The organism is Leeia aquatica (assembly GCF_012641365.1).
Taxonomy (GTDB): Bacteria; Pseudomonadota; Gammaproteobacteria; order Burkholderiales; family Leeiaceae; genus Leeia; species Leeia aquatica.
Map to the genome: position 1 here is coordinate 169,084 of NZ_JABAIM010000002.1, position 21,861 is coordinate 190,944.

Genomic DNA, 21,861 nt, shown 5'->3' on the forward strand with positions numbered 1-21,861 from the left:
AGGTATTCAACAGACCCACCATGGGGAATACGTGGCGGATTATACCGATGTCTTATGGAAGATACAGCGGAGGATTGTGAAGAAATGTACACAAGCGCGGGAGAGAGCCGTAATGTCATGCAGGGGTGGGCAAGCCCACAAGCAAAAGGGCCGGGAACCCCCGGCCCTTTTGCGCCTTATTGTGCAAATTACAGCAGGACATCACGGCTGATGCCATTGCGCTTGAGCATCTTGCGCAGAGCAGAGAGGGATTCGATCTGGATTTGCCGCACACGCTCACGGGTCAACCCCAGTTCTGCAGCCAGCTCCTCCAGGGTATACACCTCACTATCGCAGAAGCCATAGCGCTTTTCGATGACAACCCGCTGCCGTTCGGTGAGTTTGCCCAGCCATTCATGTACCAGAGACTGCATCTCGGTGGAGTGCAGCATGTCTTCAGGCGCTTCCTGATTGTCATCCGCAATGGATTCACCCACGCTCAGCATCGGGTCAATATCCAGCGGTGCGTCCAGCGAAGCCACCCGCTCATTCAGCGACAGCATGTGCTGCACTTCCGCAACCGTCTTGCCCAGCAGGTGCGCAATGTCTTCAAAGCTGGGGTCGCGTCCGGCGGTGGCTTCCAGATGGCGCTGAGCGCGCAGGTAAACGTTCAATTCCTTGATCACGTGTACCGGCAGCCGAATGGTACGAGACTGGTTCATGATGGCACGCTCGACACTCTGACGCACCCACCAGGTGGCGTAGGTCGAGAAACGGAACCCGCGCTCGGGATCGAATTTGTCCAAGGCATGCATCAAACCGATATTGCCTTCCTCGATCAGATCGAGCAGGTTCATGCCCCGGTTGATGTAACGCTTGGCGATATTGACGACCAAGCGCAGATTGCGCTCGATCATTTCGCAGCGGGCTGCCTCGTCTCCTTGCACCACGCGACGGGCCAAAGCCAGTTCTTCGTGAGGTTTCAGCAGGCTGTTCTGCCCGATTTCATTCAGGTAAATCTGGGTTACATCGTTGATGGCTTCGAGGTTGTAATCCACCCCTTGCCCGACTGTCTCCTCGGCTGCTTCAGTGCTCTCCTCCCGCTCCTCAGCACTGTCATCCAGCAGCGTTTCACCGTCAACAATATAGTCATCACGTTCCATGGTGCCCTCCATGTAGTCGTTGTATCAGTTGTCACGGTATACATCGCCTGTTGACCGGCGATTCATTCGATTTCCAATCGGTTTTGACTTCGATTATAGGTTTCCGTCAAAAAAATACCAGTCAATTAAAGCAAAAAAACCTGAAGCCTGCCATAGAACAAGCAACGGCGCGGCTTCAGGCTACTATCTGACCCACCACCCAACCGACAAACGGTCGGTATTAGAGGATAAGCGGCGGGCTATTTCAATTAATTTGCAGGCAAAAGTTTTTGCGGGTCCACTGGTTTGCCATAGCGGCGTATTTCAAAATGCAGTTTCACCTGATCCGCTTCGCTGTCCCCCATCTCGGCAATCTTCTGCCCTTTATTGACTTGCTGGCCTTCTTTCACCAGCAGTTTGTCATTATGGGCATAAACGCTGAGGAAGAGCTTGTTGTGCTTGATGATGACAAACTTGCCGTAACCGCGCAGGTTGCTGCCGGCGTACACCACCTTGCCACCCTCAGCAGCCATCACCGCTGTACCTTTACTGCCCCCAACATCAATCCCCTTGGCCTGGCTGGCCTCGTTGAAGCCGCGCAGTACCTTGCCTTGTGCCGGCCACTGCCAAGCCAGGTTTTCATCGTCCTCACCCGGCGGGTTCGTCTTGGCAGGTTTGTCATCCGGTTTGCTATCTGCAGGCTTTCCGTCTGCAGGTTTGGGATCGGTGGGCTTGGTATCCGCCGGCTTGGTGTCTGCCGGTTTTGCCGGCACGTTTGGCTTGGTGGGCAATGGCTTGCTGTCCGCCGCTTTCATTTGCGCCAGTGCCTGCTCGGAATAGGGCAAGCGCACGGCTTTGGGGCCTTCAATCACCTCGATGCTGAGCGCGCTGTCCAGCGGGCGAGTGACCATTCCGCCCTCGCCACCGGGTGGCGTCAATCGCAACACTTGGCCGATACGGATCACGTTGACATCACCCAGCTGGTTCCAGCTGGCCAGCTCGCGGTAATCAAACCCATACTCCAGCGCAATGCTGTATAAGGTGTCGCCCTTGCTGACCTGGTGGGTTTGCGGACGCGGATCACCGCTGTTCAGCGGGCGGCTTTGCGACTTGCTGTCACCCGCATTGACCACAGGAGCACGGCTTCCGCCTGTATCCGCCGGGCGATTTGCTGTGCCGGTACTGCCACGGGATTCCACCGGAGCCGGTGCCGAGCGGCTGCTGCACCCTGCCAGCACCATGCTGGCCAAGGCCAGCGCCAGATACCATCGCCCATTTTTTGTCAAAACTCACTCCAAATGCTCAATGCGGCAAGGTCAACCCAGACCCGCCAGCAAGGGTACAAATTTGACCGGCTCCAGCAGCGTCTGCTGCGGGCCATTGTCGGTCATGTCAATACAGCACAGCCGCTGCTCGGCCACGCCGACGGGCATGACCAACCGCCCTCCCGGCGCCAGTTGCGCCAACAGCTCAGCCGGTACATGACTGGCCGCAGCCGTCATCAGGATGGCGTCAAACGGTGCGGCTTCCGGCAAACCCAGATGCCCATCGGCATGTTTGAGCCGGACGTGGGTAAAGCGGAACTCGCGCAATCGGGTGCGGGTACGGTCCAGCAGCGGCGCAATACGTTCCACCGAGTACACCTCCCGCGCCAGTTTCGCCAGCACTGTAGTCTGGTAACCACAGCCGGTACCGATCTCCAGCACCTTGCCCAGCTTGCCCCCATTACGCAGCAGACTGGTCATGCGCGCCACGATATAGGGCTGCGAAATGGTCTGCCCAAAGCCAATCGGCAAGGACACATCATCGTATGCACGGCTCATCAGCGCTTCTTCGACAAACTGGTGGCGCGGCAGTTCACTCATCACCGACAGCACCACTTCGTCATTGATACCCTGCTGGCGCAACCGCTCGATCATCCGCAGCCGAGTGCGGGGTGAGGTCATGCCGATACCGGTGGGGGTCTTGTTCATGCCTGTAACCACCCGCGCACCTCGTCCAGCTGACTGCTTGCCGTCAAATCAATCTGCAGCGGCGTGACCGACACCATGCCCTGCGCCACGGCATGAAAATCGGTGCCAGGCCCGTTTTCCTGCTCGGCTCCAGGCGGACCGACCCAGTAGATGGTCTCACCACGCGGGTTCTTCGCCGGAATCACCGGCTCGGCCTTGTGGCGACGTCCCAGGCGGGCCAACGTCATGCCCTTCAGATCGGCATAGGGTACATCCGGCACATTCACGTTCAGTAGCCGACGCTCCGGCCACGGCGAGGCTTGCCAGCGCTGCACCAGTTCCAGCGCAACCCGTGCAGCCGTTTCAAAATGCGCCCCACCGCGGCTGGCCAGCGACACCGCGATGGCAGGCACACCCAGCAGATAGCCTTCGGTCGCCGCCGCGACCGTACCGGAATACAGGGTGTCGTCCCCCATGTTGGCACCGTGGTTGATGCCGGAAATCACCATGTCCGGCATGGCATCTGCCATCAGGCCGGTCAGCGCCAGATGGACGCAGTCGGTAGGCGTACCGTTGACGTACTGAAACCCGGAGGCCGCCCGCCGCAAGGAGAGGGGCCGATCCAGTGTCAAGGAATTGCTGGCGCCGCTGCGGTCCCGCTCGGGGGCAACCACCACCACTTCACCGATGGTTTGCAAAGCCTGGGCCAGATGCGCCAGGCCCGGCGCAAAATAACCATCATCATTGCTGAGTAGAAAACGCATATTGTGCTTTGTTTTCGTTTTTCCCTGCGGGCCACGGTTGGCGCGGCCCCCTGCCCTGCTCAGCGGCTGATCGGCTTGTAGCGGATCCGCTTCGGCTTGGCGCCCTCTTCACCCAGGCGACGCTTCTTGTCGGCCTCGTATTCCTGATAGTTGCCGTCAAAGAACACCCACTTGGAATCCCCCTCGCAGGCCAGGATGTGGGTCGCAATGCGGTCAAGAAACCAGCGGTCGTGGGAGATCACCATCACGCTGCCGGCAAACTCCAGCAGTGCATCCTCCAGCGCCCGCAGGGTTTCGACGTCCAGATCGTTGGATGGCTCATCCAGCAGCAGCACGTTGCCCCCGGCAATCAGGGTCTTGGCCATGTGCAGACGGCCACGCTCGCCACCGGACAGGTTACCGACAATCTTCTGCTGGTCACCACCTTTGAAGTTGAAGCGGCCAATGTAGGCGCGGGACGGGGTTTCGTAGCGACCGACCTGCAGCACATCACGGCCACCGGAGATTTCCTCAAACACCGTCTTGCTGTTGTCCATGGCGCCACGGCTCTGGTCAACAAAGGCCATTTTCACGGTCGGCCCGATCTTCACCTCACCGCTATCCGGCTGTTCCTGGCCGGAGATCATGCGGAACAGCGTGGATTTACCGGCACCGTTCGGACCGATGATGCCGACAATGGCACCCGCCGGGATCTTGAAGCTGAGGTCGTCAATCAGCAAGCGGTCACCAAACGCTTTGGACACGTTGGTGAATTCGATCACTTCATTGCCGAGGCGATCCGCCACCGGAATGAAGATTTCCTGCGTTTCGTTCCGCTTCTGGTACTCCACCGAGTTCAGTTCTTCAAAGCGGGCAATACGGGCCTTGGATTTGGCCTGGCGCCCCTTCGGATTTTGCCGAACCCACTCCAGCTCCTGCTTCAGCGCTTTCTGACGGGCAGACTCGGAGGACTCTTCCTGCTTCAGGCGGTTTTCCTTCTGCTCCAGCCAGCTGGAGTAGTTGCCCTTCCACGGAATACCGTGGCCACGGTCCAGTTCCAGAATCCACTCGGCGGCGTTATCAAGGAAGTAGCGGTCGTGGGTCACCGCTACCACGGTACCGGGGAAGCGCACCAGGAATTGCTCCAGCCAATCCACCGATTCGGCATCCAGGTGGTTGGTCGGTTCATCCAGCAGCAGCATGTCCGGTTTGCTCAGCAGCAGCTTGCACAGCGCCACCCGGCGCTTCTCACCGCCAGAGAGGTGGCCAATCACCGCATCCCACGGCGGCAGGCGCAGCGCATCCGCCGCGATTTCCAGTTGCAGCTCGGCGTTGTCGCCCGCACCGGCGGCAATGATGGCTTCCAGCCGTGCCTGCTCTTCGGCCAGCTTGTCGAAGTCCGCATCCGGGTCGGCATAGGCGGCGTAGACTTCGTCCAGCCGCTTCTGGGCGTCAAACACTTCCCCCATGCCAGATTCGACCTCTTCCCGCACGGTCTTGGCCGGGTCCAGCTCCGGCTCTTGCGGCAGATAGCCAATCTTGATGCCCGGCATCGGTGTGGCTTCGCCTTCGATGTCCTTGTCCACCCCGGCCATGATCTTCAGCACGGTGGATTTGCCGGAGCCATTCAGGCCGAGCAGGCCGATTTTGGCCCCAGGGAAAAACGACAGGGAGATGTCTTTGATAATCTGGCGCTTGGGCGGAACAATCTTGCCCACGCGGTTCATGGTGAAAACGTATTGAGCCATGCGTCATCCGGAAAGGAGTCTGATCACACGCCGCCACATGCGGTGGCGGCAAACTCCCGAAGTTTATCAAACCGGAGACGGGAACACAGCGCACCTCGGCAAAAAAGCTGCCGGAATGTGCGGGCGTGTATGCGAATTACATCTGGGTGGTGTGGCGGGCGGCATCCCGCGCATGGGTGCGGTAGGGATAGTACTGCAGCACCCGCTTCACATATTGCTGGGTTTCCTTATAGGGCGGAATGCCCTTGTAGCGATCTACCGCGCCCTCGCCTGCATTGTAGGCAGCGGCAGCCATCGCCACATCACCGTGATAGCGGTCCAGCAACCAGCGCAGGTAACGCACCCCGCCCTTGACGTTCTGGCTGGCGTCAAAGGCATCCTTGACGTTAAAACGCTCGGCGGTGGCCGGGATCAACTGCATCAGGCCCATGGCATTGGCACCCGAGCGGGCGTGCGGCTGAAAGCGGGACTCTACCGTCACGATACTCAGCGCAAACCGGGGATCCACATCATTCCAGCGCGCCACCTGCTGCACCATGTCGACAATCCAGCGCCGCTGTTTCGGCAAGCTGGCGATCACATCGTTCAGGGAGGCGCTGTTGGTCACCGGGGCATGGGCAGGCTGTACATCGGCCAGCACGCACTCGGGCAGCTTGTCTGAGCTGTAATGAATGGTTTCCAGCATGTTGACCGCTTGCTGGTGACCCTGCTGCGCTGCCAAGGCCAGCAGCGAGGCCGCGGCATCACGGTCTTCAGGCACGCCCTGACCAAAGGCATACAGCATGGCCAGCCGGTACTGTGATTCGGTAGAGCCTTGGCGTGCCCCGCCACAGTAACGCACTGCAGCCTGCCAGGGGTCGCGCTGCTCCAGCTTGGCCGCTTCGGCCAGCCAGGTTTGCGTCTGCACGGTTTCCACCTCTGCCGTATCCGCGAGCGCAACCCTGCCCACCAGCAGCAGGCATGTTGCAATCAGGAGCAGAAGTCGTGGCACGGGCAAACTCATTTCACTCAGGGTAGAGTCGCTTTATAGCAGAAAGCGTGTCAATAGACTGTTAACGATCGTCACGCGGGCGAGCACCACCTATCGCCGCCGGGTCGCCCATACCGTGGCAACCAGAATCAGGGCCATGCCTGCAAGCACCTGCAAACTCGGCCACTCATGCAATAGCCATGCGGCCAGCAGTACACCATAAACCACTTCCAGCGCCGCCGTCACACTCACCAGACGGGCGGGCAATTGCCGCAGACAAAACATGAACAGACTATGCGCCAACGCGGTGCAGCCCACCCCCAAGGCCACCAGCCCCAACCATTGCCCGCGGCCCATGTCAGCCGGAATATGCAGCCATGGCAGCATCCATATCGCGGCGCCGGCATTCTGCCAGAAGGCCAGCTGCGCCGGTTGCAAGCGGGTGGAGAGGCGACGGTTTGCCAAAGTCAGTCCGGCAAAACTGAGGCCAGACGCGACGCCCCAAGCCAGCCCCATCAAGGAGACCTGGGTCGTGCGCTCGGTTGCCACCACAGCGATGCCCGCACCAACCAATGCTGCACGCCAAAGGTCGCCCGTCCGGCGTGGCTCACCAAAGCACCATGGTTCCAGCACAGCGACAAACAAGGGGTAGCTGGCCCAGCCCAACAGCCCGGTCGCCACACTCCCCAGCAAAATGGACTGGAAGAACGTCCACCAGTGAATGGCTAACAGCAGCCCACAGCCCAGCACATCGCGATGCCAGCCCGAACCCGGACCAGCTCGGGTCATGCGCAGCCAACCCCACAGTGCCAGCGCAGCAAAGCCGCTGCGACCGGCAACCAGCAGCACGGCAGGCAGATTCAGGTATTTACCGGCGACCGCCGCCAGCCCGAACAACAGAACCGCGCCATGCAAGGCCAGCAGGTTCCGGTAATGATTCATGTCACGCATGTGACGATGGTAGCCTGCCCCTCCCGCATGCCGCAAACAAAAAGGCGGCCAAGCAGGCCGCCTTTTTGTTTCCCAAACACCTGGATTACAGGGCCTGGATAATGCCTGCTGCACCCATGCCGGTACCAATACACATGGTCACCATGCCATACTGCCCGGCCATGCCGCGACGGCGCATGCCATGCACCAGCGTAGCAGTACGGATGGCACCGGTGGCGCCCAGCGGGTGGCCCAGCGCAATGGCCCCACCCAGCGGGTTGACCTTGCTGGCGTCCAGCCCCAGATCCCCCATCACGGCGAGCGCTTGGGCAGCAAAGGCTTCGTTCAGTTCGATCCACGACAGATCGTCCTGATGCAGGCCCGCCAGCTTCAGTGCAGCCGGGATGGCCTCTTTCGGGCCAATCCCCATGATTTCCGGCGGCACACCCTTGACTGCGAAGGTCACGTAACGTGCCAGCGGGGTCAGGTTGAACTGCTTGAGGATCTTTTCGCTCACCAGAATCACGGCACCGGCACCGTCCGACATCTGCGAGCTGTTACCGGCGGTGACGCTGCCCTTGGCCGCAAACACCGTCTTCAGCTTGCCGAGGCCTTCCAGCGTGGTATCGGCACGCGGGCCTTCATCGGTATCCAGCACGCGGGTCTTGCTGATCACTTCACCGCTGGCCAGGTTGGCAGTACGGTTCACCACCTCGAGCGGGGTGATTTCGCCCTTGAACTCGCCGGCCTCAATGGCGGCCAATGCTTTCTGATGCGAGGCCACTGCAAAGGCATCCTGTGCATCGCGGCTGATGTTCCACTGGTTGGCCACCTTCTCGGCGGTCAGACCCATGCCGTAGGCAATCGCCACGTTCTCGTCCTGGAACATGGCCGGGTTCAAGGCCACCTTGTTGCCCATCATCGGCACCATGGACATGCTCTCGGTACCGGCGGCGATCATCACATCGGCCTCGCCCAGGCGGATGCGGTCTGCGGCCATCGCCACCGCATTGATGCCGGAGGAGCAGAAGCGGTTGATGGTGACGCCGCCCACGCTGATCGGCAGGCCCGCCAGCAGCAGGCCAATACGGGCCACGTTCATGCCCTGCTCACCTTCCGGCATGGCACAACCAACGATCACATCTTCAATCAGCTTGGGGTCCAGATTGGGCACCTGGGCCAGCGAGCCCTTGATGACGTGGGCCAACATGTCGTCCGGGCGGACATGCTTCATCATGCCGCGTGGTGCCTTGCCTACCGGGGTCCGCGTCGCGGCAACGATATAGGCTTCCTGAATCTGTTTCATGTGTATGTCTCCGAATTCGTTTCTGTGCGCAAAAGGGGCAGCGATCAATTACGCAGCGGCTTGCCGGTTTGCAGCATGTTGAAAATCCGCGCTTGCGACTTTTCCTGTTGCAGCAGCATCACGAATGCCTTGCGCTCCAGATTGAGAATCCATTGCTCATCGACCAGCGTACCGCTTTCCACGTCGCCACCGCACACCACTTCTGCGATGATCGAGGCCAGGAAGTAGTCATACTCGCTGATGAAGCCACCTTCTTTCATGTTGACCAGCATGCCCTTGATGGTGGCCGCGCCAGTACGACCGGCGACCGGGAATCCCTGCAGTTTGGCCGGCGGGCGGAAGCCTGCCGCAGCCATCGCCAGCGCTTCTTGCTTGGCCACATACAGCAGCTCGTAGGCATTGAAGACGATGGTGTCGCTCGCCTTCAGCAGGCCCAGCTCCTTGGCTTCTTCCGCACTTTTCGCCACATTGGCCATGGCGATATTCTGGAAGTAGTTTTTCAGGAACGGCAGCAGGTCGTTGCCCTTGGCATCCGCTGCGGCACGCAGAGCAGCCTCCTTGCAGCCACCGCCGCCCGGCAGCAGGCCAACGCCAATTTCCACCAGACCGATATAGGTTTCCAGCGCAGCCACCGCCTTGTTGGCGTGCATAGTGAACTCGCAGCCACCGCCCAGCGCCAAGCCACGCACGGCAGCCACCACCGGCACGCTGGAGTAGCGCAGGCGCATGGCGGTCTGCTGGAAGCGGTCAATCGAAGCTTCAATGGCGGCAAAGTCGCCCGACATGAAGGCCGGTGCCATGTCTTTCAGGTCCGCGCCCGCCGAGAACGGCTCATCGGTCTGCCAGATCACCAGCGCCTTGTAGTGCTGCTCGGCCAGATCCAGCGCTGCGTTCACGCCGTCGATCACCGCGCTACCGATGGTGTTCATCTTGGACTTGAACGACACCACCAGCACATCGTCACCGGTGCTCCAGGCACGCACGCCATCGTTTTCGTAAACGGTTTCACCCAGCTTGCTGTTCTCACCCACCAATGCAGCCGGTGCCAGTTGACGCTGATAGACCGGCAGGCTGGAGCGGGCTTGCAGGCTGTTGGTCGCCGCAGAGTAGGAGCCTTCGCTGCTGTGTACACCGCTACGACCATCGCTCACCCATGCCGGCAGCGCTGCGCTGGACAGGGTTTTGCCTGCTGCGATGTCTTCTGCCAGCCAACCCGCCACTTGCTGCCAGCCTGCCGCTTGCCAGGTCTCGAACGGACCCACGCTCCAGCCAAAGCCCCAGCGGATGGCCAGGTCCACATCGCGTGCATTGTTGGCAATATCCGCCAGGTGGCAGGCAATGTACTGGAATACATCGGCAAAGCAGGCCCACAGGAACTGGGCTTGTGGGTGGCTGCTGGCGCGCAGTGCGGCAAATTTCTCGGCCGGGTTCTTGATCTTGAGGATCTCTTTCACCGACTCGTCGGCCTTTTCGCCAGACGCCACGTACTCGCCGCTCACCGGGTCGAGCACCTGAATGTCCTTGCCGACCTTCTTGTAGATACCGGCCTTGGTTTTCTGACCCAGCGCACCGGTCTCGATCAGCTTTTGCAGCCAGGCCGGGATATCGTAGTGCGGATGCCACGGGTCGTTCGGCAGGCTATCCTTCATGGTCTTGACAACGTGGGCAAAGGTATCCAGCCCCACCACGTCTGCCGTACGGAAGGTCGCCGACTTGGCGCGCCCCAGCCGGGTTCCGGTCAGGTCGTCCACCACGTCAAAACGGATACCAAACTTGGCAGCGTTGGCAATGGTCGCCAGCATGGAGAACACGCCGATGCGGTTGGCCACAAAGTTCGGGGTGTCCTTGGCGCGCACCACGCCCTTGCCCAGGGTGGTAGTCAGGAAGGATTCCAGATTGTCCAGCATGGTTGCATCGCTGCTGGTGGCCGGGATGATTTCCACCAGCGTCATGTAGCGCGGCGGATTGAAGAAGTGGATGCCGCAGAAGTGGCTGCGCATCGAATCCGGCAGCGCCTCAGCCAGCTTGTTGATCGACAGGCCAGAGGTGTTGGAGGCAAAAATGGTTTGCGCGCCGAGGAAAGGGGCTACCTTGTGGTACAGGTCCAGCTTCCAGTCCATGCGTTCGGCAATCGCCTCGATCACCAGATCACACTCCTTGAGCAGGTCCATATGCTCTTCGTAGTTGGCCGGGGTGATCAGCTGTGCCTTGCTGGCCACCGACAGGGGAGCCGGGTTCAGCTTCTTCAGGTTGTCGATCGCCTTTTTGGCGATGGCACTCTTGTCGCCCTCTTTCGCGGGCAGATCAAACAGCACCGACTCGACGCCCGCATTGGCGAGATGGGCGGCAATCTGCGCTCCCATCACACCCGCGCCGAGCACCGCCGCCTTGCGGACATAGAAATTCTTGGACGTGGCCATGCTTGCTCCTGTGTATCTACGCTCGATTGTAGGGCACCCTGCGGCACCCACCACTTGCCAGTGACACCGGCAAGCCGTTTCTCCAGACTGCAAAGCTCGCTTGGTGCGCGGAGACACGCACCGTCTGGCCGACTGCCCCAGGCAACCGGCCTGATGTCATTCACCCCGTCCCAGCCTGCATCCCGCCGGAGAGGAAAGGGAGTATCTGCTGCATCACCATGCGCTGATCGTCTGCATCCACCGTTTCGCAGCGGGCGACCATCTGCAGCGCATCATTGCCGGCCAGGGCGTGGAACAAGGTGCCAAACGCCAAGTGCAGGCGCCACATCAAGGTGGCTTCATCCAGCAGTGGCAGCGCTTCACGCAGCACCGTCTTGTATGCCATGACCAGCGGTGCAAAATGTTTGGGCAGCACCCCTTGCAGCGCAGGATGCGGCTCAATGAAAGCCCGCGACAGCAAGCGGACAAACCGCCCGCCGTCCCGCCCCCGGCTCCAGACCTGCTGCTGCGCCGTCTCCAGAAAAATGGCCATCGCGCTCGCCACCGGGACCGGCCCGGCAGCCTGCTGCTGCAACAAGCGCTGGCAGCATTGCTGCACCAAGGGGTCCAACCGGCGACTGAACACTTCTTGCAGCAAGGCTTCCTTGGAGCCGAAGTGGTAATTCACCGAAGCCAGGTTGACAGAAGCCCGCTGGGTGATCATCCGCAGCGAGGTACCGGCAAAGCCATGCTCCGCGAACAATACCTCGGCGGCATCCAGCATGCGTTGCACCGTATCCGCAGTCGAGGCAGCCGGTGTGGCACCACTTTTCCGGTCAGTTCCTGTCCCAGCACGCACGCGGTCAAGCCTCATCAAGCAAACGGTTGTTTGAAACATACGTTTGAGGCTTTACTTTGTCAAGCGCTCGCTTGGTAAATATTCGTTCACAGGGATGCAAACAGTATAGACCGTGCACTGCAACACAAGGTTACAGCTGACAATCGGTCATACCCGGACAGAAGGACAGGCAGGGCTTAGCGCGCGCCTCGCCTCACAGACTTGAGGCCAGCAGGGTCAGCACAGCCACCAACAGAAACCCCAGCCAGGAAAGGTGTTTGCCGCGCGATCCCCACAGGGACACCGCGAACTGCAGCAGAAAGCACAGCCCCACCACACGCCCGATCTGCTCGGGAGAGAAGGTGGGTCGGGCCAACAGGACCAATACCCCAGCCAACCCGAGCCAGGCCAGGGTGGTGATATGCCAGGCAAAGCGCAGCAAGGTCATGGTATACGCTGTGCCACCGTACAGGCGTGGCAAATTGTCCAGCCGCGCCAGCCGCCGCAGCAAGTAGCGCTCACCCAGCCAGGAATGGGCCACGCCTATCAATAGAATCACCACGGCTGCCAGATCATACAGGACCAACATGCGCATGCTTTCAGGCTGGATCATGATCTGCAGTATGCCAGCAGTGGCCGACTGGCGCATGATCCTTGACAACTAGACGACCGGTCTAGTATATTGCACCCCATGAGCCGCCACATCGACACCCGCAACCACCTGCTGGACACCGGATCCCAGATCATTCTGGGCCGCGGCTTCTCTGCGGTGGGTCTGGCTGAAATCCTGGGTACCGCAGAGGTACCCAAGGGGTCGTTCTACCACTACTTCGCCTCCAAGGAGGCATTTGGGGTGGCCATGCTGCAACGCTACTTCGCCGAGTATCTGACCCTGCTGCGCCAAAGGCTGACTCGCGAGGAAGGCACCGCCCATGAGCGCCTGCTGGGCTATTACCAGCAGTGGGTCGCCAACCATCAAGCCAATTGCAGTGGTGGGGGATGCCTCGCTGTCAAACTCTCTGGCGAAGTAGCCGACCTCTCCGAGCCGATGCGGGAAGCCCTGGCTGAAGGCATGCATGGGGTTTGCGGGCTCATTGCCGACTGCATTATTCAAGGCCAACAGGAAGGCTCCATTACGACGGCACAGGCCGCACCCGAGCTGGCCGCCTCCCTGTACAGCCTGTGGGTGGGCAGTGCCTTGCTGAGCAAGGTACAGCGCAGCCTCTTGCCATTGCAACTCGCATTACAACAAACCCGCCTGCTGCTGCAGGCCCCCTGATTTTTTTCGTCGGAAACTAGACGACCGGTCTAATTAACACAAAGGGCATGACCATGCTGGACAAACTGTTGACCCCCCTGCAAATCGGTGCCGTAACCGCGAACAACCGCGTACTGATGGCGCCACTGACCCGCTTGCGCAATACGGAACCCGGCGACCTGCCGACGCCACTGATGGCGGAATACTACGCCCAGCGTGCCAGCGCAGGCCTGATCGTTTCCGAAGCCACCCACATCTCCCCGCAGGGCAAAGGCTACGCCGGGGCACCGGGCATCTATAATGACGCCCAGGTCCATGCTTGGAAGGATGTCACCGATGCCGTACACCAGGCGGGAGGCAAGATTGCACTGCAGCTGTGGCATGTAGGTCGCATTTCGCACACCTCGCTGCAACCGGGCGGTGCCGCCCCCGTCGCCCCATCCGCCATTCAGGCCGACAGCAACACCACCATCCGTAATGCAACAGGGCAACTGGAACGGGTGCCGACCAGCCTGCCGCGTGCACTGGAAACCGCAGAGCTGCCAGCGCTGGTTGAAGACTATGCACAGGCCACTGAACGCGCCCGCGCCGCGGGTTTCGACATGGTGGAAATCCATGCCGCCAATGGCTACCTGCTGAACCAGTTTCTCGCCACGGAAAGTAACCAGCGTAGCGATGCATATGGCGGTTCCATCGAAAACCGCGCGCGCTTGGTACTGGAAGTGCTGGATGCGGTGATCGCCAGCTGGGATGCCAAGCATGTGGGCATTCGCATTTCGCCGCACGGTCTGTTCAATGACACCCAGGATAGCGAAGCGGACAGCATGGCCTACTACCTGGCCGAAGCGTTTGCCAAGCGCGGTATCGCTTACCTGCACCTGTCCGAACCCGACTGGGGTGGTGCACCGGAGCTGAGCGAGGCTTTCCGCAAGGGCCTGCGTGAGCGCTTCCCCGGTGTCATCATCGGTTCCGGTGGCTATCAGGCGGACGATGCCGACCAGCTGATCCAGAGCGGCCTGATCGACGCCGTCGCCTTTGGTCGCAGCTTCATCGCCAACCCGGACCTGCCTGCCCGCTTCCAGGCTGGCGCCACACTCAACCCGCTGCGTGCCGAAACGCTATACGGCGGCGGTGCCGAAGGGTATACCGATTACCCGGCGCTGTAAGTCAACTGGGCGTGATGGGGATGCTGTTACTTCCCTCACGCCCTATAAAAACTCCCCGCGTCCGCCAGACCAGGCACTCACCCACCGCGATACACCAGCCGTAACACCGTACCATTGCGGTCTTCGCTGATGTACACCGCGCCATCCGCCCCCACCCGCACATCGACTGGCGCGCCCATCGGTTGCGTGTCTTTCGGCCCCCAGCCGTCGATCAGCGGGATGGGTTTGCCTTGGGGGGTGCCGTCTGCAGCCACATCATAGGCCACCAGGCGGTGACCATTGTCGCGGTAGCCGTGGAAGCCCACCAGCAAGCGGCCTTGCCATGGGGCCGGGAATTGCTTGGCGGTGTAGAAGGTCATGCCCAGCGGCGCAGCGTGCCCCGGCAGCAGCACCACAGGTGCTTGTTGCTTGCGGCAGTCATATTTGGGGAATTCCGGCGCATTGACGTTCATGTCATAGCAGTAGGGCCAGCCGTAGCTGCCACCCGGAATCAACCGGTTGATTTCATCGTGCGGCAGGTCGTTATCATTGTTATCCGGCAGATTGATTTTCTTGTTGATGGCATCGCGGCTGTTCTCGCCTTGCCAGATGCTGCCGCTGCTGTGCAGTGCCAAGGCCATGGAGTTGCGCAAGCCGCGTGCGTAGATACTCCAGCCGGTCACCTTGCCGCCTGGCTTGTCAAAGCGGTAGCGGCGCACCACGCCACGTGCTTGTTCGCCCTCTGCTTCCGCGCAGCTGGGACCATTGGCCTTGTCACAGTTATCCGACGCTGAGCCGACGTTGACCAGCAGTTGCCCTTCAGCATCGAACAGCAGGCTGACCAAGGGGTGACGACCGGTGCCTTGCAGCGGTTCAATACCCGAGTCACCGCCAATCACGGCCTGCAGCGCAGGCTGCGCAGCTTTGGGGTCGAACCGCATCACGCCACCGACCACACCCAGATAGACCATGCCGTCCGGCCCCAATGCCAACCCGTTGGGCCGGTCCAGCTTGCTGAAAAGCTGGGTCTTGTTCCACTGCTTACCATTGCGCTGCATGCGCCACAGGCTACCCTTGTTCGGGTCCCAGCTGCGCATGTCAACCACCAGCAGATCACCGCTCGGCAAGGGGAGCAGGCCGCGCGGGAATTTGAAATCATCCGCGATCAGGCCGACGCAAAAACCCTTGGGGGTCACGACGTCGATCTTGGGGAACCCGTCACACTCGCCGTTGGTCGGATACTTGTCGGCCCAGACCGCAGGGGACAAAAAAGCTGCCGCCAGCAATACGGCCACTCGTGTTGCACGCATGTCACGCTCCATAAAGGTTGTTGCAGACCTTAAGCCTGCATCTGGTGTGCGGAAATGCCAGCATGCTAACATTGAAGCGGAGGCTATATGAACAGCTATCGCATCACCCTGACCTTGGCGCCCTTGAGTGAGCTGGAGTGCCATCGTGCGCTGGATGCCATTCGCCAGTACTGGATGCGGCCGGAGCAGTTGAGCCGCAAGCCTTGGCAAGGGGCCTTCATCCTGACCGCGTCTTCTGAAGCCAACTTGCCGGCTTTTGAAACCGAGAGCCTGTTTGCCAAGCGCTTGAGCTCGGCCATCTGGCGGCGGCTGGGCCGCTACGTCAAGATCACCGTGGATTGTGTCTGCATTGATGACGACACGTCGTCACATTTCTTGTTCGATGAAACCCGATATCGTGAACTGATGACCCTGCGCTAAGCCTGCTCATGAAGCGGGCGCAAGCGGTCCAGCGGAACAGGCTGCGCAGACTGCCAATTGCACTCCCCTACCGCCAGAAAGCGGTCGATGGCATATTCAACCACCGTACGGTCGATCACTTCCACGTCCAGCACCATGTTTAGCCCTACGCCGTAGCGATAGCCAGGCAGTATCTGGAAGCGCTCATGGATCACAGGTGGCGTATGGTGCAGGATGTCTACTTTGAGTTTCGTTATTTGCTGGTGCAAGGTACGCCCTTCAAAACGAGCATAGTGTGGCTCGGGCGGTGAAACCGCTTCGTAGGCCCACACCTTTCCAGTATCAGAAAATAGCGCGGGAATAAACTCGATCTGCCGCTCGGCTTCCCGCTCAACCGCTGTTAACGCCGCATGGGCTTGTTCACGGGCCAGCCGACCGGCTTCATCCTGAAACGCGACGCGTGCCGTCACCAGCGACGCATTCCACAGTGTAAAACGATTGCTACCCGGAAAATAGAAATCAAACCAGTTACAGCCTGCCGCAGCAGGCTCAGGATCATCCAGCGCAAACAGGCTATCAAAGCGGCCACCATAGTCGGCGGCATAGCGCCGCATGCGGTTTTTCAGCTGAATGACTGCCTCACTGCGCCGGTGGCGCGGCCAGTGTTCAAACGGTAGCAATCGGGTATGCCTCGACCGCATAGGGTTTAACATCCTGAAAAGAAAAAGGCATGGTGAATTCACCATGCCTTCTGATGCGGGATGGACTGGCTTCAGTCTTCCCGAGCTATCGTGCTATCGACGCGCTCACGCAATTCCTTGCCCGCCTTGAAGTGGGGGACATATTTGGGTGGCACTTCCACCTTGCTGCCCGACTTCGGATTCCGTCCCGTACGGGGCGGCCGGTAGTTCAGGTCAAAACTGCCAAAACCACGAATCTCGATGCGCTGGCCCTCGGCCAAGCCCTGAGCCATGGTGTCGAGGATCGCTTTGACCGCCAACTCGGCATCCTTGGCGACCAGTTGCGGATAACGCATCGCGAGCTTGGCTATCAACTCGGATTTCGTCATGTGGCCCCTGTCCTGGAAGTACTGCATCAAGCGCCCCAGCCTGCCTGAGCAGGCCGGGGCGTCCGGCGTGATTGCGCTGGATTACTCGGCGTTGCGACCGTCGAGTTTGGCCTTCAGCAGTGCGCCCAGGTTGGTGGTGCCAGCGGTGCCGGAAGATTCCAGCGCCTTCATGGCTTCGGACTCATCCGACATGTCCTTGGCCTTGACCGACAGGTTGATCGAGCGGTTCTTACGATCAACGTTGATGATCATGGCTTCGACTTCGTCACCTTCCTTCAGCACCGAGCGGATGTCTTCCACGCGTTCGCGGGAGACTTCGGTAGCACGCAGGTAGCCTTCCACATCACCTTCCAGGACCACAACAGCACCCTTGGCGTCCAGGGACTTCACAGTACCCTTCACCACGGAGCCCTTGTCGTTGATGGCGATGTAGTTGTTGAACGGATCCCCGTCCAGCTGCTTGATGCCCATGGAGATGCGCTCGCGCTCCACGTCGATCGACAGCACCACGGCTTCCACTTCGTCGCCCTTCTTGAAGGAACGAACGGCTTCTTCGCCCGGCAGGCTCCAGGACAGGTCGGACAGGTGTACCAGACCGTCGATGCCACCCGGCAGACCAATGAAGATACCGAAGTCGGTGATCGACTTGATGGTACCCTTGATCTTGTCGCCCTTCTTGTACGTGGCGGCGAAATCGTCCCACGGGTTGGACATGCATTGCTTCATGCCCAGGCTGATACGACGGCGGTCTTCGTCGATCTCGAGGATCATGACTTCGACTTCGTCGCCCAGCGACACCACCTTGGACGGGTGAACGTTCTTGTTGGTCCAGTCCATTTCGGACACGTGCACCAGACCTTCGATACCCTGTTCGATCTCAACAAATGCACCGTAGTCGGTCAGGTTGGTCACCTTGCCGAACAGGCGGGTGCTTTGCGGGTAGCGACGGGACAGACCGATCCACGGATCGTCGCCCAGCTGCTTCAGACCCAGCGAAACGCGGTTCTTCTCTTGATCGAACTTCAGCACCTTGGCTTCGACTTCGTCGCCCACCGTCAGCACTTCGGACGGGTGCTTGACGCGGCGCCATGCCAAGTCGGTGATGTGCAGCAGACCATCGATGCCACCCAGGTCGACGAACGCACCGTAGTCGGTGATGTTCTTGACGATACCCTTGACCACTGCGCCTTCCTTCAGGTTGGCCAGCAGTGCTTGACGTTCTGCGCCTTGGCTTTCTTCCAGCACAGCGCGGCGGGAAACCACCACGTTGTTGCGCTTGCGATCCAGCTTGATGACCTTGAAGTCGATCGGCTTGCCTTCGAACGGCGTGGTGTCCTTGATCGGGCGAATGTCGACCAGCGAACCCGGCAGGAAGGCACGGATGCCGTTGATCATCACGGTCAGGCCACCCTTGACCTTGCCGCTGATCACGCCATTCATCACCTTGTTTTCAGCCAGAGCCACTTCCAGATCCAGCCATGCTGCCAGGCGCTTGGCCTTGTCGCGGGACAGCTTGGTTTCACCGTAGCCGTTTTCCAGCGAATCAATGGCAACCTGTACGAAGTCGCCCGGCTTGACGGTCAGCTCGCCCTTGTCGTCCTTGAATTCGTCGACCGGAATCAGCGATTCGGACTTCAGACCGGCGTTCACCACCACGAAGTTGTGGTCCACGCTCACCACTTCAGCGGTGATCACTTCACCTGCGCGCATTTCCTGACGTTGCAGGCTTTCTTCGAACAGGGCGGCGAAGCTTTCCATGGAGCCCATGGCAGCAGTAGATACGTTAGACATAGAGATTGTTACCTGAGTAGCCATCTTGCGACAGCTCGTTCGTTACTCACCGGCTGCACCCCATGTGCAGCCACCTGAAAAACCGCCCCCAAGCCCGGTCAGGCGACCGTGCGCAGGTGCGGCGAAACCCTAGCCATGTCGAGGTTCTGATGAGCGGTATGCCCGGACCACAAAGGCGACAGCGTCGTCGATGGTCAGATGGGATGTATCGAGCAGCATCGAATCCGAATGGTGCTTCAACGGGGCTACCGCTCGGCTGCTATCGCGCGCGTCGCGGTCCATGATGTCCCGTAGAACATCCGTCAGATTAGCACCATTCCCCTTATTGATCAACTGCTTATGCCGCCGTTCCGCCCGAATCTCGGCGCTGGCGGTCAGAAAAATCTTCAGCCCGGCGTCCGGAAACACCACCGAGCCCATGTCGCGGCCATCCGCTACCAGCCCGGGCAGCTGGCAAAAATCGCGCTGTCGCTGCAACAGCGCCTGGCGCACCCCCCCCAGCACCGAGAGCTTGCTGGCGGCCATCCCTACCCGCTCGTGGCGTATCGCGTGCGCCACATCGCTCCCGCTCAGCAGGATATGCTCGCCCTCAAAGCGCACATCCAGCGTCGCCGCCACCGCGGTCAGCCTGGGTTCATCGTCCAGCAGGATTTCCTGGTTCAGCGCCACCAGCGCGACCAGCCGGTACAGCGAACCGGAATCCAGATAATGAAAACCGAGGGCTTGTGCGGCGCGTTGCGCTACCGTGCCCTTGCCCGAGGCCGTTGGGCCATCAATGGCAATCACCGGAATCGTCGACGTCATGTCGGGGTGTCCTTCCAATACCACCATTTCAGCTTGGCCGGCTCCGGATGTTCGGTTTCGGCATAGTAAATGGCACAACGAAATACATACAACATGCAGCGGTCCACACGGCAGCCCTGCAGCGCACACAAGGCCTCATACAGCTGCCCGGCATCCCGCCCGCGCAGGTCAGCTACCGTATGGATGCCCAATTGCCACAAGTCCAGCGCACAGGCCGGCCCGACCCCGGGGATGACCTGCAGGACTTTCAACGCTGCAGGGTTGACCGGGGGCGAGCGGCGTGTGGGCATTACATGGTCTCCAGCACCTCAATGCCAAGCAGGCCCAGACCAGTGCGCAGGGTATCCGCCGTCAAGCGGCACAGCTGCAAGCGGCTCTGCTGCACCGCGCCTTCGCTCTTCAGCACCGGGCAGGATTCGTAGAAGCGCATATACTGCGCTGCCAGCTGGTACAGGTAGGCACACAGGTAATGCGGGCAACTGTCACGCGCGGTCTGGTGCAGGGTATCGGCAAACTGGGCCAGCACCAGCGCCAGCCCGCGCTCAGCAGCCTCTTGCAACTGCACCGGTGCCGCAGCATCAAATGCATCCACCTTGCGGAAGATGCTGCACACCCGCGCATAGGCGTATTGCAGATAAGGTGCAGTATTGCCTTCAAACGCCAGCATGCTGTCCCAGTCGAATACATAGTCGCTGGTACGGTGCTTGGAGAGGTCAGCGTATTTCACCGCGCCGATCCCTACCACCGGCGCAATGCGCCTGCGCTCGACTTCCGGCAGATCCGGGTTTTTCTCGCTGACCACCGCAAACGCCCGCTCTTCGGCTTCATCCAGCAGTTCGATCAGCTTCACCGTATCGCCAGAGCGGGTCTTGAACGGCTTGTTGTCCTTGCCCATCATGGTGCCGAAAGCCACATGCTCCAGCTGCAGGGCGGCAGGCTTCCAGCCTGCCTGCTCAGCTACGGTATACAGCTGCTGGAAATGCAGCGCCTGGCGGGCATCCACCACATAGAGACAGCGGTCCAGCTGCAGCTGCTGTACCCGGTAGCGGATCGCGGCCAGATCGGTGGTGGAATACAGATAGCCGCCATCCTTTTTCTGGATGATGTAGGCTTGGGCTTCGCCGTCGCGGCCCTTGAAGGCATCCAGATACACCACCTGCGCGCCATCGCTCTCGGTCAACAGACCTTTTGCCTTCAGCTCGGCCACCAGTACCGGCAGGTCATCGTTGTAAGCGGATTCACCACGGACATCAGCCCGCGTCAGCTGCACGCCCAGCTTCTGGTATACCGCATCACAATGGCTCATCGACACGTCTAGGAACTGTTGCCACAAAGCCAGCACCTGCGGCTCACCGGCCTGCAGCTGTACCACATACTGCCGGGCGCGGTCGGCAAACACCGGGTCCGCATCAAAGCGGACCTTGGCTTCGCGGTAGAACACTTCCAGATCACCCAGCGCCAGCTCGCTGTCACCCGCCTCGATATGCTCCAGCAGGTGGGCAATCAGCATGCCGAACTGGGTTCCCCAGTCGCCGACGTGATTTTGCCGGATCACCTGCTGCCCGAGGAAATCCAGCACCCGTGCCATGGCATCACCAATGATGGTGGAGCGCAGATGGCCAACATGCATTTCCTTGGCCAGGTTGGTGGAAGAGTACTCCACCATCACCTTTTGCGGCGGCAGCGGCTCCACCCCCAGCTTGGCATCGGCGCGAGCGCTCATCACTTGCTGGGCAAGGAAAGCAGGGGACAGGTGGATATTGATGAAGCCGGGGCCGGCAATCTCCACCTTGTCGGCAATCCCCGTCAGGTCCAGCGCATCGACCACCTGCTGCGCCAGCTGGCGCGGGTTCATTTTCAATTGCTTGGCGGCAGACATCACACCATTGGCCTGATAGTCACCAAACTCCGAGCGCGCCGCCGGTTGCAGCATGGCCTGCGCCTCCGGCGCGCCTGCGGCGGTCAGCGCAGCCTGAACCCGCTGTGAAAGCATGTGTTGCAAAGTCATGTTCAAATCCTGTCTGCAGCCGGGATACGGCTGCTCAATACACTGCCTGAGCCTGACGGGATAGCGCCAG

The 21,861-nt window shown here is 60.3% G+C and carries 21 protein-coding genes; 3 read left to right on the forward strand and 18 right to left on the reverse strand.

What is annotated here, in order from left to right; genetic code table 11:
* Positions 1-188 precede the first annotated feature (188 nt).
* From rpoS to HF682_RS09910, 11 genes are all read right to left on the reverse strand, one after another.
* Positions 189-1,142 carry an RNA polymerase sigma factor RpoS gene (gene rpoS / locus HF682_RS09860; RefSeq protein WP_168877129.1) on the reverse strand — a complete coding sequence of 318 codons (954 nt, stop codon included), beginning with the start codon at positions 1,140-1,142 and terminating at the stop codon, positions 189-191.
* Between the two features lie 248 nt (positions 1,143-1,390).
* Entirely contained in the window at positions 1,391-2,407 is a 1,017-nt protein-coding gene (locus HF682_RS09865; RefSeq protein ID WP_205882016.1) for a peptidoglycan DD-metalloendopeptidase family protein, read from the reverse strand.
* Between the two features lie 30 nt (positions 2,408-2,437).
* Positions 2,438-3,094: a protein-L-isoaspartate(D-aspartate) O-methyltransferase gene (locus tag HF682_RS09870; RefSeq protein WP_168877130.1), complete on the reverse strand. Its 657-nt coding sequence runs from the start codon at positions 3,092-3,094 to the stop codon at positions 2,438-2,440.
* Positions 3,091-3,837, reverse strand: coding sequence for a 5'/3'-nucleotidase SurE (gene surE / locus HF682_RS09875; RefSeq protein WP_168877131.1), 747 nt, complete (start codon positions 3,835-3,837; stop codon positions 3,091-3,093). Before surE ends, HF682_RS09870 begins: the two co-directional genes overlap by 4 nt.
* A gap of 59 nt (positions 3,838-3,896) precedes the next feature.
* Positions 3,897-5,564 (reverse strand): energy-dependent translational throttle protein EttA, encoded by a 1,668-nt coding sequence (gene ettA / locus HF682_RS09880; protein ID WP_168877132.1) that lies wholly within the window; start codon positions 5,562-5,564, stop codon positions 3,897-3,899.
* Positions 5,565-5,700: 136 nt separating this feature from the next.
* Positions 5,701-6,555 carry a transglycosylase SLT domain-containing protein gene (locus HF682_RS09885; protein ID WP_308418722.1) on the reverse strand — a complete coding sequence of 285 codons (855 nt, stop codon included), beginning with the start codon at positions 6,553-6,555 and terminating at the stop codon, positions 5,701-5,703.
* 90 nt (positions 6,556-6,645) lie between these two features.
* Positions 6,646-7,485 (reverse strand): DMT family transporter, encoded by an 840-nt coding sequence (locus HF682_RS09890; protein ID WP_168877134.1) that lies wholly within the window; start codon positions 7,483-7,485, stop codon positions 6,646-6,648.
* A gap of 85 nt (positions 7,486-7,570) precedes the next feature.
* Entirely contained in the window at positions 7,571-8,770 is a 1,200-nt protein-coding gene (locus HF682_RS09895; RefSeq protein ID WP_168877135.1) for an acetyl-CoA C-acyltransferase, read from the reverse strand.
* A 44-nt stretch (positions 8,771-8,814) separates the two neighbouring features.
* Positions 8,815-11,190: a 3-hydroxyacyl-CoA dehydrogenase/enoyl-CoA hydratase family protein gene (locus tag HF682_RS09900; protein WP_168877136.1), complete on the reverse strand. Its 2,376-nt coding sequence runs from the start codon at positions 11,188-11,190 to the stop codon at positions 8,815-8,817.
* A 160-nt stretch (positions 11,191-11,350) separates the two neighbouring features.
* On the reverse strand, positions 11,351-11,953 hold the full coding sequence (locus HF682_RS09905) for a TetR/AcrR family transcriptional regulator (RefSeq protein ID WP_168877137.1): 603 nt from the start codon (positions 11,951-11,953) through the stop codon (positions 11,351-11,353).
* A 268-nt stretch (positions 11,954-12,221) separates the two neighbouring features.
* Positions 12,222-12,602, reverse strand: a complete 381-nt coding sequence (locus HF682_RS09910) for a hypothetical protein (RefSeq protein WP_205882017.1) — start codon at positions 12,600-12,602, stop codon at positions 12,222-12,224.
* A gap of 96 nt (positions 12,603-12,698) precedes the next feature.
* On the opposite strand from HF682_RS09910, the gene HF682_RS09915 reads away from it, so the two are divergent.
* Complete coding sequence (locus tag HF682_RS09915) at positions 12,699-13,286, forward strand: TetR/AcrR family transcriptional regulator (RefSeq protein ID WP_240947222.1); 588 nt, start codon at positions 12,699-12,701, stop codon at positions 13,284-13,286.
* 53 nt (positions 13,287-13,339) lie between these two features.
* Positions 13,340-14,431 carry an N-ethylmaleimide reductase gene (nemA, locus tag HF682_RS09920; RefSeq protein ID WP_168877139.1) on the forward strand — a complete coding sequence of 364 codons (1,092 nt, stop codon included), beginning with the start codon at positions 13,340-13,342 and terminating at the stop codon, positions 14,429-14,431.
* A 77-nt stretch (positions 14,432-14,508) separates the two neighbouring features.
* Here nemA and HF682_RS09925 read toward each other — a convergent pair whose 3' ends face one another.
* Positions 14,509-15,720, reverse strand: coding sequence for a PQQ-dependent sugar dehydrogenase (locus HF682_RS09925; protein WP_168877140.1), 1,212 nt, complete (start codon positions 15,718-15,720; stop codon positions 14,509-14,511).
* Between the two features lie 87 nt (positions 15,721-15,807).
* Between HF682_RS09925 and HF682_RS09930 the strand changes: the two genes are divergently transcribed.
* Complete coding sequence (locus HF682_RS09930; protein ID WP_168877141.1) at positions 15,808-16,140, forward strand: hypothetical protein; 333 nt, start codon at positions 15,808-15,810, stop codon at positions 16,138-16,140.
* Here the strand turns inward: HF682_RS09930 and HF682_RS09935 are convergent.
* The 6 genes from HF682_RS09935 to argS form a co-directional block, all read right to left on the reverse strand.
* Entirely contained in the window at positions 16,137-16,820 is a 684-nt protein-coding gene (locus HF682_RS09935; protein ID WP_205882018.1) for a hypothetical protein, read from the reverse strand. The two genes, HF682_RS09930 and HF682_RS09935, sit on opposite strands and share 4 nt — an antisense overlap.
* 71 nt (positions 16,821-16,891) lie before the next feature.
* Positions 16,892-17,188, reverse strand: a complete 297-nt coding sequence (locus HF682_RS09940; protein WP_168877143.1) for an integration host factor subunit beta — start codon at positions 17,186-17,188, stop codon at positions 16,892-16,894.
* Between the two features lie 81 nt (positions 17,189-17,269).
* The gene (gene rpsA, locus HF682_RS09945) at positions 17,270-18,946 is read right to left on the reverse strand and encodes a 30S ribosomal protein S1 (RefSeq protein ID WP_168877637.1); all 1,677 of its coding nucleotides are present in this window, start codon (positions 18,944-18,946) and stop codon (positions 17,270-17,272) included.
* A 162-nt stretch (positions 18,947-19,108) separates the two neighbouring features.
* Positions 19,109-19,783, reverse strand: a complete 675-nt coding sequence (gene cmk, locus HF682_RS09950; RefSeq protein WP_168877144.1) for a (d)CMP kinase — start codon at positions 19,781-19,783, stop codon at positions 19,109-19,111.
* Complete coding sequence (locus HF682_RS09955; RefSeq protein ID WP_168877145.1) at positions 19,780-20,073, reverse strand: helix-hairpin-helix domain-containing protein; 294 nt, start codon at positions 20,071-20,073, stop codon at positions 19,780-19,782. Before HF682_RS09955 ends, cmk begins: the two co-directional genes overlap by 4 nt.
* A complete protein-coding gene (gene argS / locus HF682_RS09960) occupies positions 20,073-21,791 on the reverse strand; it encodes an arginine--tRNA ligase (protein ID WP_168877146.1) in 1,719 nt (572 codons plus the stop codon). Before argS ends, HF682_RS09955 begins: the two co-directional genes overlap by 1 nt.
* Positions 21,792-21,861: the final 70 nt, after the last annotated feature.